Below are 14,296 nucleotides of genomic sequence, written 5' to 3' on the forward strand. Positions count from 1 at the left end.
ACGGAAGTGCAGCTGTCTCATTCCCTACCATATGGACGAAAAGGCAAAACAATGAACGCACCAGATTACACGCCTCCGATGTTGGACCCATTAGAAATCGAAAAGGTGAGAAAAATCGCGCAAGAAGCGACCACGGCCCGACGAAGACCATTGCCACAGACCCGAATCGAGCAACGCCTCGACGCCTTCAACAAGCAGGTCATGTCGCATGCAATGCTGGGTTTTGTGACGATGATTTCGATGGCTTTACTGGCGTTTTACACTAAGTCGCAGCCGCTTCAGAGCGCCACGCTGGCCTTGGGGATTATTGTTCAGGTGTTTGGTCTGGCCTTGCTTGGGTTAGTAATCGTGGGCGGCTTGTTGTTCATATGGGATTTAAAAAAATCGCCGTTCGGGCCGTTTTTTACGTTGGTGAAATCGTATGCCGACATGGATATCGAATTCGCTCAGCGACTTGCCGGCTGTGAAAAATCGGCTGTTCAGTATGTGCTGACCTATTACAAATATGAACGGGCGAATTTCGAAAAACGCGGTTATTTGATTGCAGGCCCCGTTGAGCGAATTGGCATGTTCCCCGCAATGGCGGCGCTGATTGTGCTCGTTGCCAACCTGGCTAAGGTCTCCGAGGTTGCAACCTGGGCTGTCATGTTCGGCCCGCTTATCTTTGCGTTCTACGTGATGCTGGTGGCAACGTTCCCAATGATTCAGAAGATGGACCGCGTGATTGGCTTGCTGGAATTCAGTATTCAGTCGAGAAAGTAGTGTCGTAACTGTTGCACGACGGCAGCTTATATGTGTCAGCCCATACGCGCTTTGCCGATCCGTGCTACACTGTGTTCAGTCGAAAAGGTCATGAGGCCTTGACGGCATCCCGTACAGCCCCGCAACGCGATATGTGTAATGTCGCCAGCGACCAGGCCGAGGGATTGTGATTCGAGATACGTTGGTCGACTTACACCGATGGAGGCACCTTGCAGATAGCTTGGGCGTCCAGGGCTCCGCACCTTGCAGATAGCATCGGCTGGAGCAGCGATACAAGCATTGGCAATACATTGAAACGAAGCCCGCAGCAAGCGGGCTTTTTTTTCTCCCCGCGCAGGTCGGCGTCCGGTTGCAGGCCCGGAATATAGCCGCCGCCATCTCTCTCCGCCGCTAGGGCGGCCCGTTTAATTTTTCTCCGGTCCAGTCCCCGCGGGCGCTGTGCACCGGCAGCATCGTCGTGGCGCCATGTTCATGCGCCGGCTCGCACTCAATCAAATTCAAAGGAATCCACCATGGCAAAAGAAGAACTGATCGAAATGAATGGCCTCGTGACCGAAGTGCTGCCGGAACTGCGTTTCCGCGTCGACCTCGATAACGGCCACAAGCTGATCGCCTACACCTCGGGCCGGATGAAGAAAAACCACATCCGTATCCTGGCAGGCGACAAGGTCACGCTGGAACTGTCGCCTTACGACCTGAACAAGGGCCGTATCGTGTTCCGTCACATCGAAACGCGCGGCGCTCCGGCAGCACGCCCAGGCGGCTTCCAGCGCCGCCGCTAAGCCGTTTTCGTTGCAGGCCGCGGTGGGCGCATGGCGCCATCGCAACCGGCAGCGGCAGTACTGCAGCGGCGCGGCCATTCGGCCGTGCCCGCATTCCTCCGGCATCGCTCATGCCGCAGGTGTTTCACCCTCGCACTATCCTCCTGTTCAACGACGCCGCGCTCCGTCTGCCACATCGCGCAGATGCGCCAGCTTGGCCGAATAACGCTCGCGCGTATCCGGCCGCACGCTGTGATCGCGCGCCAGCGCGAGCTGCTTCTCGGCCGTCTTCCATTCCCCCAGCTGCAGGCTGGCGACGCCCAGCCAGAAATGAAACTCGTCGTTGTGCGGTGCGCGTGCCACTTCGCGCCCGAACAGGGCGCGCGCCTTGTTGAAGTCGCCGGCCTGGTAGGCCTGCATTCCCTGGTCGAAGTAGTGGTAGGGCGGCGCCGGATACAGGCGCGCGATGCGCTGGGTGAGCGCCGCGGCTTCGGCAGCCTTGCCGTTTGCGGCTAGCAGGGGTGCCAGGTTCTGCATCACGATCAGGCTGTCCGGGTCGCGTTCCAGCGCTGCGCGATAGACCTGCTCGGCCAGCAGCGGCTGTCCGCTGCGCTGGTAGATCACGGCCAGGGTATTGAGCGTCGCAGCCAGTCCCGGTTTTTTCAGCAGGGCGCCGCGCGCCCACCAGTAGGCCTCGGTGTGGCGGCCCTGCGCGATTTCTTCCGCGGCACGGTTGTTCATGTAGCGGGCGACGATGTCGTTCTCGTCGAGATAGCGCACGCGTTCGCTGGCGTTCGGCGGGAGCTGCACGAAGTCGACCGTCAGCGTGGCCGAGGAATCGAAATCGCGGCTCGGTCCGGCTTGTCCCAGGTTCAGGTTGACGTGCGAGCTGACGAGGTAAAGCGCACGTTCGCGGGTCCATGTTTCCTCGATCTGCACTTCCTGGAAGCGTACGCTCATGCCCAGTTCGCGCGCAAAGGCGGCGGTCATGATGACGAGCGACAGGCAGTTGCCACTGCGCGCGGCATAGGTTTCGGCGGCGGTGCCGGTATAGGTGGCGTCGTAGTCGAGCCGCAATTCGCGGCGGTCGTACAGCGCTTGCACGAGGCCATATGCCTGGCCCTCCTCGCGCAAGCGCTTGCGAAATGGCGTGCTGCTGAGGTGGCGCCGCATCTCGGGGCTGAGCGCGAACAGCTGGCCGGTATCGATGCGTTGCGCGGGCGGTGCAAACGCGGCATCGTTGAGGAGGGCCGCAACCTGGCCGGTGGAAACCGGCTCCCGGGCGACATGGGTGCAGCCAGTTAAAAAGACGAGCAGCGACAGGATCCAGGTCTTCATCATGCCTCCCGAACAGATAGCCGTACTTCAGTATCGTCCTGCCGGGGCGGCCTGTCAAAGACTGGCGTTACGAGTGGTCGTCGTGCAGCGCTTCTTCGAGTTCGTCGAGCAGTTCGGCCGCTTCCATCTCGTCGAGCGAAAGATAGGCGATGGCGCGCTCGCCGCCCTTGTCCCATTCGGGCGAGCCGGCGTGGCCCTGGTAGCGGCGGATGGCGCGCTCGGCCAGCAGCGACAGGGCGACCAGCGAACGCACCGCGTCGGCGGTGTTCTCGTCTTCCAGCACCGCGTAGTCGTGGTGATGCAGGATCGCCCACGAGACGTCGCTCGACAGGCCCCAGTTACGCGCCAGCAGGGTGCCGATGGCCGCATGGTTGGTGCTGTGGCGCTCGTCTTCGAGTGCCGTAAACGAACGTTCCGGCTCGGCGCCGGCGTCCAGGAAGGTGGTTTCGTAGTCGGGGAAGCGCTTCACCAGCAGCGGCATGCCGGTGTCGCAGAACAGGCCGAAGGTATGGGCGATGTCGGGCGCGCCGATGCGCAGGCGGCGCGACAGGAAGACCATCGCATGCGAGCGCTTGGTCGAGACGTCCCAGAAATTGGCCAGGGCCGCACTCTCGACGGGAATCGCCTGGCGCGCCAGCAGGCCGGTCATCAGCGCCGCCACCTGGTTGATGCCCAGGAACAGGATGGCCTGCTCGATCGACTTGGCACGGCGCCCGCCGAACAGCGAGGAATTCGCCAGTTTCAGGAGCGCGCCGGCCATGCCGACATCGCGCGCGACGATGCGTCCGATGCGCTCGGGCGAGGGATCGCTGGACGCCAGCTCCGCCTGCAGGTCGGCCAGCAGGCTCGGGCGCGGCGGGATGCGGATCGACCTGATCAGCTCGTCGACCGCATCCGTGGGCCCGGCAGCGGGCGCCGGCGCAGTGACAGCGCGCGCCGGGGGGCGCGCGGAGGCGCTGGCGCGCGATGGCATTGCTTTTGCGGCAACAGTACTCATGGAGGAAGGGTGCTTATAGGAAATAACAGCGAAGAACGCCACTATAAACGATGCTGCGTTTCCGTGCAGCAACAGGTGCGTTCAGCGGGTCCTTGTGTGGCAAAACGGACAGAACGGTGTTGTCGGAACGCCTAAAATTGTTAGCATGAATCCAGCACATCTTGCAGGAATTGACTTTTATGCACCGGCCGAGCTGGTCGCGCGCCAGTTGATCGGGGTGGTGGTATTGATCGACGGCGTTGGCGGGCGCATCGTCGAAACCGAAGCCTACGACCGCGAAGATCCGGCCTCGCACGCCTTTTCCGGTCCGACCGAGCGCAATGCCGCCATGTTCGGGCCGCCCGCGCACGCCTACGTCTATCGCTCCTACGGCATCCACTGGTGCCTGAACTTCGTGTGCCGCGAAGAGGGGCATGGCGCCGGGGTCCTGATCCGCGCGATCGAGCCGCTGGCCGGGCTGGACGTGATGCGCGAGCGCCGCGACGCCGAGGACCTCACGGCGCTGTGTTCCGGTCCGGGCAAACTGTGCCAGGCGCTGGACGTGACGCGTGCCTTCAACGGCAGGCCGCTGGCGCAGCCGCCGTTCCGGCTCGAAGCCGCGCCGCCGGGCCTGCCGATTATCGCAGGCCCGCGCATCGGCATCTCGAAGGCGATGGACGTGCCCTGGCGCTTCGGCCTGGCCGGCTCGCGCTTCTTCAGCCGCCCGTTCCGCTGATCCGGCCAGACCTGGCCTTGGCGCCGGCGTCCGGCAAGGCCGGCGGCGCGCCGCGCATCGGGCTGCCGGGAGCACGGCGCTCGGCCGGATCCTGAAACTCGTCCGTTTCGCCGGCCGCGGCCAGCGGTTCGATGCCCTCGATCTGGAACACCGACACCGCACGCGCCAGGTTCACCGTCTGCTCGTGCAGGCTTTCGGCCGCCGCCGCCGCTTGTTCGACCAGGGCCGCGTTCTGCTGGGTCATGTCGTCCATCTGCCCGACCGCGCGGTTCACTTCCGAGATGCCCTCGGCCTGCTCGGTGCTGGCGACGCTGATGCGCTCGATGATGTCCTTCACCTGGCGCACCGAGGCGACGATATGGCCCATGCTGCTGCCCGCTTCGTTGACCGAGACCGCGCCGCCGTCGATGATCGAGACCGAGTCGGCAATGAGCGCCTTGATCTCTTTCGCCGCCGCCGCCGAGCGCTGCGCCAGGGTGCGCACCTCGGAGGCGACCACCGCGAAGCCGCGCCCCTGTTCGCCGGCGCGCGCCGCTTCCACCGCGGCGTTCAGCGCCAGGATATTCGTCTGGAACGAGATGCCGTCGATGACGCCGATGATCTCGACGATCTTGCGCGAACTGGCGCGGATCGATTCCATCGTCGTCACCGCGCGGTCGACTGCCTGGCCGCCGTGGCTGGCCAGGCGCGCAGCTTCCGCCGCCAGGTCGGTGGCCAGGCGCGCATTGTTGGCGTTGTCCTTGACCGCCACCGTCAGCGTCTCCATGGCGCTGGCGGTCTGCTCGAGCGAGCCGGCCTGCATTTCGGTACGGGTCGACAGGTCGAGGTTGCCGGTCGCGATTTCTTTCGACGCGGTGTCGATCGAACGCACCGACGTGAGGATGGCGTGCAGGGTCGTGTTCAGCGTGCCGATCGTGTGGTCCAGCGCGCGCGAGGTGTCGGCGATCTCGTCGCGGCCGGTGCTGCCGGTGGCGCTGGCCAGCCGGCCCTCGGCCAGTTCGGATACCACGTCGGAGATGGCGCGGATGTCCTGCAGCATGGCGCGCCGCACCAGCATCGTGACCGCCAGCGAGAGCGCGATCGACAACAGCACCAGTACCGCCATCGTCACGCCCAGCATGCGGAACTCGGCGCCGGCGGCGGCATAGGCTTCTTCGCTCAGGCGCGTTTCCAGCGCCGCCAGCTGGGCCAGCTGGGCATTGAGGATGCCGAAGTCCTTCTCCGCCTTCTGCATCGAATTGGTGGCGATCGACTGGTCGACCTGCGCCATCTCGATCGTCTCGAGCACCGCCTTGCGGTAGGCGCTCAAGGCCGTGCTGGAAGCGTCGATCAGCTTGCGCTCGGCCGGATCGGCCACCTTGGCCAGGGCGGCGAGGCGGGTCTTGATGTCGGTGTGCTTCCTGTTGATGTCCTTGACCAGGTCATCGAGCCGGTTCTTGGCGAAGCTGCCGCTGATCCAGGCCAGCAGCTGGTAGATATTCGCATGCGCATATTTGGCGTCGCCGGCGACGTCGGCCGTGTCCTGCAGGCGTGCCGCGCGCACCTGCACCATGTTTTCGAGCGAGGCATGCTGGCGCACCATGCCGTAATAGGCGCCGCCGGAGAGCAGCGTCAGCAGCACCAGCACCAATCCCGGCGCCAGCAGCAGCTTCGGGCCAATCCGTAGTTTTTTCAGCATGCTTTTCTCCGTACAAATGATGAGGGCGGCCGAAGCCGCCCCCAGGTCGGTCGACGCCTACTTTTTATAGATGCCCGCTTCCAGCACCACGTCGTCGACCTTCATCACATAGGTCGTCTTCGGTTCGATCTTGCCGGTGGTCGGGTTCTTGTACATATAGTCGACCCAGCCCTTGCCCTTGGCGGACGCCAGTTCGATGATCGCCCGGCGGTATTTCTTGCCGTTGGCGTCGGGCACGTCGGTCAGGTCCTTGCCGACGATCGACGGATTGTGCGGATGCGCCAGCATCACGCCGGATTTGATGTCACGCATGCCGACATACAGCTCGCCCTGGACGAATTCCGGGTCCTTGGCAGTGATGCGCTTCATCATTTCATTCTTGCCCTTGGACTTGACGAGGGCCGCGCCGCGTTCGGTCATCGCGATCGCATCCTTTTCGGTCGGTTCATTGGCCAGTGCACCGGAGCAGGCAAGTCCGAGGCACAGGGCGGTGGCAGTGGCGAGCAGCTTCATGGGAACATTCCTTTCGGTAGACAGACAGGGGGTAAAACTTTCCTAGGTGCATTGGGAAATGTACGCTGCACTTCCTTTAGGCAATTTGCGCTGACGCAAGCGCCTACCGCGGGTGCAGACGGCGCACCACATGTCTCGCAGCAAACAAATTGTGCTTGAAAGAAAGTTTGTGATTATTTCGTTGATTGTGTGCAACTCACGCAAGACGGCTGCCTCCTAAGATGAGCTCCCGTCGGCAATTTCTTACTCAAGAATTCGCCCGTCGTCCCCCACCACATCTTTCCTTTTCAGGAGCATGACGTGACCACCACCGAAACAACGCCTGCCAAGTTCAAGCCCTACACGCGACAGACCATTGCGCTTGCCCGCCAATGGCAATGGATGAGCCCCGAGTTGCAGGAAGCGACCCAGGTCGTCTCGCACGTGCTGCCGTTTCGCGTCAACGAATATGTGCTCGACCAGCTGATCGACTGGGACCGCATTCCCGACGACCCGATCTTCCGCCTGACCTTCCCACACCGCGACATGCTGCCGGCGCGCGAATACGAGCAGCTGCGCGACCTGGTGCTGCACAAGAAGGACGACGCCGCCCTGGCCAAACTGGTGCACCAGATCCGCATGCGCATGAACCCGCACCCGGCCGGCCAGATGACCCACAACGTCCCGCGCGTAAACGACGCGCCCCTGCACGGCCTGCAGCACAAGTACAAGGAAACCGTGCTGTTCTTCCCGAGCGCCGGCCAGACCTGCCATGCCTACTGCACCTTCTGCTTCCGCTGGCCGCAGTTCGTCGGCATGGACGACATGAAGTTCAATGCGAAGGAGTGCTCGGAGCTGGTGTCCTACCTGGCCACGCATCCGGACGTGACCGACGTCCTGCTCACCGGCGGCGACCCGATGATCATGAATACGCGCTCGCTGACCGAATTCCTGGAGCCCCTGCTGGCGCCGGAACTGGCGCACATCCAGAACATCCGCATCGGCACCAAGTCGGTCGCCTACTGGCCGCAGCGCTTCGTCTCCGACAAGGATTCGGACGACCTGATGCGCCTGTTCGAACGCGTGGTCAAAGCCGGCAAGAACCTGGCCATCATGGGCCACTACAACCATGCGGTGGAACTGCGCCAGCCGATTGCCCAGCAGGCGGTGAAACGCATCGTCGGCACCGGCGCCACGCTGCGCATGCAGGGCCCGCTGATCCGCCACATCAACGAAGACCCGAAAAGCTGGGCCGAACTGTGGACCACGGGCGTGCGCCTGGGCGCGATCCCGTATTACATGTTCGTCGAGCGCGACACCGGCCCGAGCGACTACTTCGCGCTGCCGCTGGCGCGCGCCCACGAGATCTTCCAGCAGGCCTATTCGATGGTCTCGGGCCTGTCGCGCACCGTGCGCGGGCCGTCGATGAGCGCTTTCCCGGGCAAGGTCGTGATCGACGGCGTGGTCACCATCAATGGCGAAAAGCTGTTCGCGCTGCAGTTCCTGCAGGCGCGTAATCCGGAATGGGTGCGCAAGCCCTTCTTCGCCAAATACGATGCGGACGCCACCTGGCTCGACCACCTGAAACCGGCGTTCGGGCGCAAGAAGTTCTTCTTCGAAGAAGAAGCGGGGAACGCCGGCCACGCCACGCCGGGCGGACGGGTGATCCCTATCGTGCAAAGCAACCAGCACGACCGCCGCGCCAGCGACAGCCAGCCCAGCGCCGCTTGAGCCAACGCGGATCCGGACCCGCCATGGGTAACCAAAGCTCGCCACGCTTGTCCAGCGTGGCGGTTTTCTTCTGCGTGTTCCTGCCGTTCGCGCTGGGCCACTATCTGTCTTCGCTGGTGCGCAACGTGAACGCGGTGCTGGCGCCCGACCTGATCGCGACGCTGGCGCTCACGCCCGGCCAGCTCGGGCTGCTGACCAGCGCCTTCTTCTTCGCCGCCGCGCTGGTGCAGCTGCCGGTCGGAATGGCGCTCGACCGCTACGGCCCGCGCAAGGTCCAGCTGGTCCTGATGACCTGCGGCGCGCTGGGGGCGCTGATGTTCGCGTACGGCCAGAACTTCGGCCAGCTGCTGCTGGCGCGCACGCTGATCGGGGTGGGCCTGGGCGGCTGCTTCATGTCGGCGGTCAAGGCGGTATCGACCTGGGTCGACCCGAAGCGCCTGCCGTCGGTGCAGGGCTACATGATCGCGGTCGGCGGCCTGGGCGCTGCTTCGTCGACGATGCCGGTCACAAAAGTGCTGGAGTACATGGACTGGCGCGGCCTGTTCGTGGCGATTGCAGGCCTGATCGCCTGCTGCGGCCTGCTCATTCGCCTGCTCAGCCCAGCTACCCCCCCGAGCGGCGGCAAGGCGCCGACGGTCAAGTCGATCCTCGACGTCTACCGCAACCCGGCCTTTCGCAAGGTCACCTCGCTGGTGGTGGTGTCCCATATGGTGTTCTTCGGCATCCAGGGCCTGTGGATCGGCCGCTGGCTGTCGGACGTGGCGCGCTTTCCCGAGCCGGCCGTGGCCTACCTGCTCTACATGGGCATGGCCTCGGTGATCTTCGGGGCGATTGCGGTCGGCATGATCACCGAGTGGGCGGGGCGGCGCGGCATCGCACCGCTCGACGTGGCGGCGATCGGGGTAGCGCTCTTCGTGCTGATCCAGATGGGGATCGTGTGCAACTGGAAGCCGAGCATGCAGCTGCTCTCGGTCGTGTTCCCGCTGGTCGGCACGATCACGGGCATCGAGTTCGCGATCGTCTCGCAGAGCATGCCCAAGGAGCTGACCGGGCGCGCCGCCACCTGCCTGAACCTGGTGATCTTCGTCGGCGCCTTCCTGGTGCAGGCGGGCTTTGGCCAGCTGGTCGGATTGTGGACGCCGGACGCGGCGAACCACTACCCGGCCCAAGCTTATCAGGTGGCCTTTGGCGTGCTGGTGCTGCTGCAGCTGCCCGGGCTGCTCGGCTACTTCCTTCGGCGGCGTCCGCTACAATGCGAGATTGCCATATTGAGCCCGAAGGAAGACTATGAAATTGGTACGCTACGGTCGCCCCGGTAAGGAAAAGCCGGGACTGATCGACGAAGAAGGACGACTGCGCGATCTCTCCGGCGTGATCGGAGACATCGACGCAGCCGTCCTGTCCGACCGTGCCCTGCGCAAGATCGCGAAGATCGACGAGAAAACCCTGCCGCTGGTGCGCGGCACGCCGCGCCTCGGGGTGCCGGTCAAAGGCACGGGTAAATTCATCGGCATCGGCATGAACTATGCGGACCACGCTGCCGAAATCGGCGCGCAGATCCCGGCAGAGCCGGTCATGTTCACGAAAGCGATCTCCTGCCTGTCCGGTCCCGACGACCCGATCCAGCTGCCGAAAGGCTCGAAGAAGACCGATTGGGAAGTCGAACTCGGCGTCGTGATCGGCACCCGCGCGCAGTACGTCGACGAAGCAGAGGCGCTCAATTACGTGGCCGGCTACTGCGTCGTCAACGACGTCACGGAACGCGCCTACCAGTTCGAACTGGGCTCGCAATGGGACAAGGGCAAGGGCTGCGACACCTTCGGGCCGGTCGGCCCCTTCCTGGTCACGCGCGACGAAATCTACGACGTGCAGGACCTGAACCTGTACCTGGAAGTGAACGGCAAGCGCATGCAGACCGGGAATACGTCGAGCATGGTGTTTTCGGTGGCGCAGATCGTCAGCTACCTGTCGCGTTTCATGACGCTGGAACCGGGCGACATCATCTGCACCGGCACGCCGCCGGGCGTGGGCATGGGACGCACGCCGCAACGCTTCCTCAAAAAGGGCGACCAGGTGCGTCTGGGGATCGAGGGACTCGGCGAGCAGCAGCAAGAAGTGCTGGCGTATCCGAAGTAAACAAGTAAAACCCTGCGCTGGCCGGTGTGTACTGGCCAGCGCGCGGGTAAAACGGGTCAGCTCAGCCAGTAGCGCGTCAGGTGGCGCACCGGGTCGGTGTATTTGCTGCGGGCGTGCATCAGGCGCTGGTTGTCCCAGACCAGCATGCAGCCTTCCGGGATCAGCACCTGGATCATGTGCTCATAGAAGAATTTTTCTCCTGCCTCGGCTATTTTGCCCAGCGGCGTCGGTGCATACTGCCCGGGCGAGGCGAAGTCGCCTTCGGACGGATTGACGTCGCCGAAGCGGAACTGGTTGTAACTGAAGCGGAACAGCCGCGCCCCATCCTTTTCTTCGATCAGCCGCGTGTGGAACTGGCGCCGGCTCATGCCGGGCATGGCGCTGGCAAGGAAGGTGACGTCGTTGTCGTTCACCCATGCCTTCATTTCCGGGCTGAGCGATTCGTAGAATGCAAAACCGTCGGCCAGCAGGGTCTGGCCGCCGCCGCATTGCGCCTGGCGGTGGCAGTGCAGGGCCAGGTATTTGGGCGGCGGGTCGTACACGGGCGCTTCGGTATGCGGGCCGATGCTGTTTTTACTTTGCGAAAACGGCAGCTTCTCGAAGCCCGGTTTGAGCGTGACTTCATAGGTTTCTTCGCCATTAAACTGCGGCACGATGCGGCCGAAATGCGCCAGCGCCGGACGCGGGCCGTCGCGCAGGAGGTCGCGCGGCAGGATCGTCCAGCCGCGTTCCATCAATTCGGACTTGCAGCGGGCGATGCCGGCGCTCGCTTCCATCACATTCGATTCGCTCATTTTTTCAATCCTTTTCGACAGGTGTGGGGATGAAGCTCAAGGCTGCAGGGCGGCGTTGACCGCCTCCTCCAGGCGCATCACGATCTCGCCCAGCTGCGCCTCGCTGGTAATGAAGGGCGGGGCCAGCAGCACATGGTCGCCATGCAGGCCGTCGACGGTGCCGCCCATCGGGAATACCATCAGTCCCCGCTTGAAGGCCTCGGCCTTGACCGCCGCATGCAGCTTCTTTTCGGGCGCGAAGGGGACTTTGGTGGCGCGGTCCTGCACCAGTTCGAGCGCCATGAACAGGCCACGGCCGCGGATGTCGCCCACGTGCGGGTGCTTGCCGAACACGCTGCCCAGCATGCGGCGCAGCGTCGCGCCGCGCTTTTGTACCTTCGCCAGCAGCTGGTCGCGCTCGATCACCTTCTGCACCGCCAGTGCCGCCGCCGCCGCCACCGGATGGCCGATATAGGTGTGCCCGTGCTGGAAGGCGCCGCTGCCCTGGCGCAGCCGGTCCACGATCGCGCCTTGCGCCAGCACGGCGCCGATCGGCTGGTAGCCGGCGCCCAGGCCCTTGGCGACCGTGATGATGTCCGGCGCCACGCCTTCCTGTTCGATCGCATACATGGTGCCGGTGCGGCCCATGCCGCAGGCGATTTCGTCGGCGATGAAGAGCACGCCGTGGCGGTCGCAGATCGCGCGCACGCCCTTGAAATAGCCTGGGGTCGGCGGGACCGCGCCGGCGCTGGCGCCAACCACCGGCTCGGCGATGAAGCCGATCACGTTCTGCGGCCCGGCCTTCATGATCGCGGTCTCGAGTTCGTCGAGCAGCATGGCGGTATAGTCGTCGACCGACTGGTGCTCGCCGCGGCCGCGGTATTCGTTGCAGGGCGAGACGCGCGGCACGTCCATCAGGATCGGTGTAAACGGTTTACTGCGCCAGGCGCTGCCGGACACGGCCAGTGCGCCGAGGGTATTGCCGTGATAGCTCTGGCGGCGCGAGAGGAAGAGCGAGCGCTGCGGCTCGCCGCCTTCGTAAAAATACTGGCGCGCCAGTTTCAGCGCGGTCTCCATCGCTTCGGATCCGCCCGAGACGAAGTAGACGCCAGTCATCCCCGCCGGCGCACCGGCGACCAGCCTTTCGGCAAGCTCCTCGGCTGCCTCGGTGGTGAAGAAGCCCGTGTGCGCGTAGGCGCACTGGTCGATCTGGCGGTGCATCGCCTCGATCACGTCCGGATGGGCATGGCCGAGGGCGGAGACGGCCGCGCCGCCGCAGGCGTCGATATAGATGTTGCCTTGGCTGTCAGTAAAATGGATACCCTGGGCCGACACGACTACCGGCGGGGTCTGGCGCAAGCTGCGGTGAATAATGTGGCTCATGGTGCTCCCGTCTGTTGAAAGTTGACGGTCAACAATAAACGTGGTCGCTTCGGCCTCTTTTGATGTTTGCTGGAAACTAGTTGGATATTTTTCCGGTGGGACACTTTCGCAACATCCCGGCCAAGCCCAATCGCGCGAAGCGGCATTGCCCTTTTCGCTACAATCGCTCAGCCTGCTTCCCCGCGTTCCCTTCCAGGAGAAACCCCATGCGCCTACGTTCGTCCCCCATTCTTGCGGCCGCCGTCCTGCTCACGCTGGCCGCTTGCGGCGACAAATCGAGCCTGCCGGTCGGCGCCGGCGTCGGTCCAGCGCCAATGCTGCCGGAGCCGAAGAAAAGCCTGATCCCGACGGTCGACATCGCGCCGGCCAAGGGCTGGAATGGCGGCAAACCAAGCGCGGCCCAGGGCCTGGAAGTAAGCGCCCTGGCAACTGGCCTCGACCACCCGCGCTGGCTGCACGTGCTGCCCAATGGCGACGTGCTGGTGGCCGAATCGAACAAGCCGCACAATCCCGAGACCGAGCAGAAGGGCATCAAGGCCTGGGTCATGAAGAAGGTGATGGAAAGGGCGGGCGCCGCCGTGCCGAGCGCCGACCGCATCACGCTGCTGCGCGATGCCGACGGCGATGGCGTGGCCGAGGTGCGCACCGTATTCCTGAAAAACCTGAGCTCTCCCTTCGGCATGGCGCTGGTAGGCGAGACTTTGTATGTGGCCAATGCCGACGGCATCGTGCGCTTCCCGTACAAGACGGGCGCCACCGACATCGCCGAGGCCGCGCAAAAGGTCGCGCCGCTGCCGGCCGGGCTGAATCACCACTGGACCAAGAACATCATCGCCAGCAAGGACGGCAGCAAGCTGTACGCCACCGTCGGCTCGAACAGCAACGTCGGCGAAAACGGCATGGAAAGTGAGATCAACCGCGCCGCCATCCTCGAGGTGGACGTCAAGACCGGCGCCACGCGCCTGTTCGCTTCCGGCCTGCGCAACCCGAACGGCATGGCCTGGGAACCGCAGACCGGCGTGCTGTGGACAGTCGTGAACGAGCGCGACGAAATCGGCAGCGACCTGGTGCCCGACTACCTGACGTCCGTGAAGGACGGCGGTTTCTATGGCTGGCCGTACAGCTACTACGGCCAGCACGTCGACGAGCGTGTGAAACCGCCGCGTCCGGACATGGTGGCGAAAGCCATCGCGCCGGACTACGCCCTGGGAGCCCACGTCGCCGCGCTCGGCTTGAGCTTCTCCGACGGTGCGAAACTGGGCCCGCTGTTCACCAACGGCGCCTTCATCGGCCAGCACGGCTCCTGGAACCGCAAGCCGCTGTCGGGCTACAACGTCGTGTACGTGCCCTTCGCCGGCGGCAAGCCGAACGGCAAGCCGGTCGAGGTCTTGACTGGTTTCGTCGACAAGAACGGCGACGCGCTGGGGCGTCCGGTGGGCGTGGCGATCGACAAGGCCGGTGCCTTGCTGGTGGCGGACGACGTGGGCAACGTGATCTGGCGCGTGCGGCCGGCGGCGAGATAAAAGGTCT

At 64.2% G+C, this 14,296-nt stretch carries 13 protein-coding genes; 7 read left to right on the forward strand and 6 right to left on the reverse strand.

All coding sequences use genetic code 11. The annotated features are described in order from the left end of the window. The first annotated feature begins 51 nt into the window (after positions 1-51). The gene (locus tag NMB41_RS02760; protein ID WP_494380957.1) at positions 52-762 is read left to right on the forward strand and encodes a hypothetical protein; all 711 of its coding nucleotides are present in this window, start codon (positions 52-54) and stop codon (positions 760-762) included. 512 nt (positions 763-1,274) lie between these two features. Beyond that, positions 1,275-1,544 carry a translation initiation factor IF-1 gene (infA, locus tag NMB41_RS02765; protein WP_494380958.1) on the forward strand — a complete coding sequence of 90 codons (270 nt, stop codon included), beginning with the start codon at positions 1,275-1,277 and terminating at the stop codon, positions 1,542-1,544. Positions 1,545-1,691: 147 nt separating this feature from the next. Here infA and NMB41_RS02770 read toward each other — a convergent pair whose 3' ends face one another. Continuing rightward, positions 1,692-2,861, reverse strand: coding sequence for a tetratricopeptide repeat protein (locus NMB41_RS02770; RefSeq protein WP_494380959.1), 1,170 nt, complete (start codon positions 2,859-2,861; stop codon positions 1,692-1,694). Between the two features lie 67 nt (positions 2,862-2,928). After that, positions 2,929-3,858: an HDOD domain-containing protein gene (locus NMB41_RS02775; protein ID WP_494380960.1), complete on the reverse strand. Its 930-nt coding sequence runs from the start codon at positions 3,856-3,858 to the stop codon at positions 2,929-2,931. Between the two features lie 145 nt (positions 3,859-4,003). On the opposite strand from NMB41_RS02775, the gene NMB41_RS02780 reads away from it, so the two are divergent. After that, positions 4,004-4,573: a DNA-3-methyladenine glycosylase gene (locus NMB41_RS02780; RefSeq protein ID WP_494380961.1), complete on the forward strand. Its 570-nt coding sequence runs from the start codon at positions 4,004-4,006 to the stop codon at positions 4,571-4,573. Here NMB41_RS02780 and NMB41_RS02785 read toward each other — a convergent pair. Together NMB41_RS02785 and NMB41_RS02790 are read right to left on the reverse strand one after the other, a co-directional pair. Beyond that, positions 4,554-6,251, reverse strand: a complete 1,698-nt coding sequence (locus NMB41_RS02785; RefSeq protein ID WP_494380962.1) for a methyl-accepting chemotaxis protein — start codon at positions 6,249-6,251, stop codon at positions 4,554-4,556. The two genes, NMB41_RS02780 and NMB41_RS02785, sit on opposite strands and share 20 nt — an antisense overlap. Before the next feature lie 57 nt (positions 6,252-6,308). Further along, complete coding sequence (locus NMB41_RS02790; RefSeq protein ID WP_494380963.1) at positions 6,309-6,764, reverse strand: cache domain-containing protein; 456 nt, start codon at positions 6,762-6,764, stop codon at positions 6,309-6,311. A 300-nt stretch (positions 6,765-7,064) separates the two neighbouring features. On the opposite strand from NMB41_RS02790, the gene NMB41_RS02795 reads away from it, so the two are divergent. The 3 genes from NMB41_RS02795 to NMB41_RS02805 are packed head-to-tail and all read left to right on the forward strand — an operon-like array spanning position 7,065 to position 10,610. Continuing rightward, positions 7,065-8,474, forward strand: a complete 1,410-nt coding sequence (locus tag NMB41_RS02795) for a KamA family radical SAM protein (RefSeq protein WP_494380964.1) — start codon at positions 7,065-7,067, stop codon at positions 8,472-8,474. Between the two features lie 23 nt (positions 8,475-8,497). Then, the gene (locus NMB41_RS02800; protein ID WP_494380965.1) at positions 8,498-9,793 is read left to right on the forward strand and encodes an MFS transporter; all 1,296 of its coding nucleotides are present in this window, start codon (positions 8,498-8,500) and stop codon (positions 9,791-9,793) included. After that, positions 9,762-10,610, forward strand: coding sequence for a fumarylacetoacetate hydrolase family protein (locus NMB41_RS02805; protein WP_494380966.1), 849 nt, complete (start codon positions 9,762-9,764; stop codon positions 10,608-10,610). Before NMB41_RS02800 ends, NMB41_RS02805 begins: the two co-directional genes overlap by 32 nt. Positions 10,611-10,666: 56 nt before the next feature. Here the strand turns inward: NMB41_RS02805 and NMB41_RS02810 are convergent, their stop codons facing one another. Both NMB41_RS02810 and NMB41_RS02815 read right to left on the reverse strand, forming a co-directional pair. After that, entirely contained in the window at positions 10,667-11,404 is a 738-nt protein-coding gene (locus NMB41_RS02810) for a TauD/TfdA family dioxygenase (RefSeq protein WP_494380967.1), read from the reverse strand. Positions 11,405-11,440: 36 nt separating this feature from the next. Further along, complete coding sequence (locus NMB41_RS02815) at positions 11,441-12,766, reverse strand: aspartate aminotransferase family protein (protein WP_494380968.1); 1,326 nt, start codon at positions 12,764-12,766, stop codon at positions 11,441-11,443. A gap of 206 nt (positions 12,767-12,972) precedes the next feature. On the opposite strand from NMB41_RS02815, the gene NMB41_RS02820 reads away from it, so the two are divergent. Then, positions 12,973-14,289: a PQQ-dependent sugar dehydrogenase gene (locus NMB41_RS02820; RefSeq protein WP_494380969.1), complete on the forward strand. Its 1,317-nt coding sequence runs from the start codon at positions 12,973-12,975 to the stop codon at positions 14,287-14,289. The last annotated feature ends 7 nt before the right edge of the window (positions 14,290-14,296 follow it).

Source organism: Massilia sp. FBCC-B171 (assembly GCF_059134155.1).

Excerpts from the sequence above, each read along its gene's own strand:
- NMB41_RS02760 (WP_494380957.1), top strand. The coding sequence starts at position 52 with ATGAACGCACCAGATTACACGCCTCCGATGTTGGACCCATTAGAAATC.
- infA (WP_494380958.1), top strand. The coding sequence starts at position 1,275 with ATGGCAAAAGAAGAACTGATCGAAATGAATGGCCTCGTGACCGAAGTG.
- NMB41_RS02770 (WP_494380959.1), bottom strand. The coding sequence starts at position 2,861 with ATGAAGACCTGGATCCTGTCGCTGCTCGTCTTTTTAACTGGCTGCACC.
- NMB41_RS02775 (WP_494380960.1), bottom strand. The coding sequence starts at position 3,858 with ATGAGTACTGTTGCCGCAAAAGCAATGCCATCGCGCGCCAGCGCCTCC.
- NMB41_RS02780 (WP_494380961.1), top strand. The coding sequence starts at position 4,004 with ATGAATCCAGCACATCTTGCAGGAATTGACTTTTATGCACCGGCCGAG.
- NMB41_RS02785 (WP_494380962.1), bottom strand. The coding sequence starts at position 6,251 with ATGCTGAAAAAACTACGGATTGGCCCGAAGCTGCTGCTGGCGCCGGGA.
- NMB41_RS02790 (WP_494380963.1), bottom strand. The coding sequence starts at position 6,764 with ATGAAGCTGCTCGCCACTGCCACCGCCCTGTGCCTCGGACTTGCCTGC.
- NMB41_RS02800 (WP_494380965.1), top strand. The coding sequence starts at position 8,498 with ATGGGTAACCAAAGCTCGCCACGCTTGTCCAGCGTGGCGGTTTTCTTC.
- NMB41_RS02805 (WP_494380966.1), top strand. The coding sequence starts at position 9,762 with ATGAAATTGGTACGCTACGGTCGCCCCGGTAAGGAAAAGCCGGGACTG.
- NMB41_RS02810 (WP_494380967.1), bottom strand. The coding sequence starts at position 11,404 with ATGAGCGAATCGAATGTGATGGAAGCGAGCGCCGGCATCGCCCGCTGC.
- NMB41_RS02815 (WP_494380968.1), bottom strand. The coding sequence starts at position 12,766 with ATGAGCCACATTATTCACCGCAGCTTGCGCCAGACCCCGCCGGTAGTC.
- NMB41_RS02820 (WP_494380969.1), top strand. The coding sequence starts at position 12,973 with ATGCGCCTACGTTCGTCCCCCATTCTTGCGGCCGCCGTCCTGCTCACG.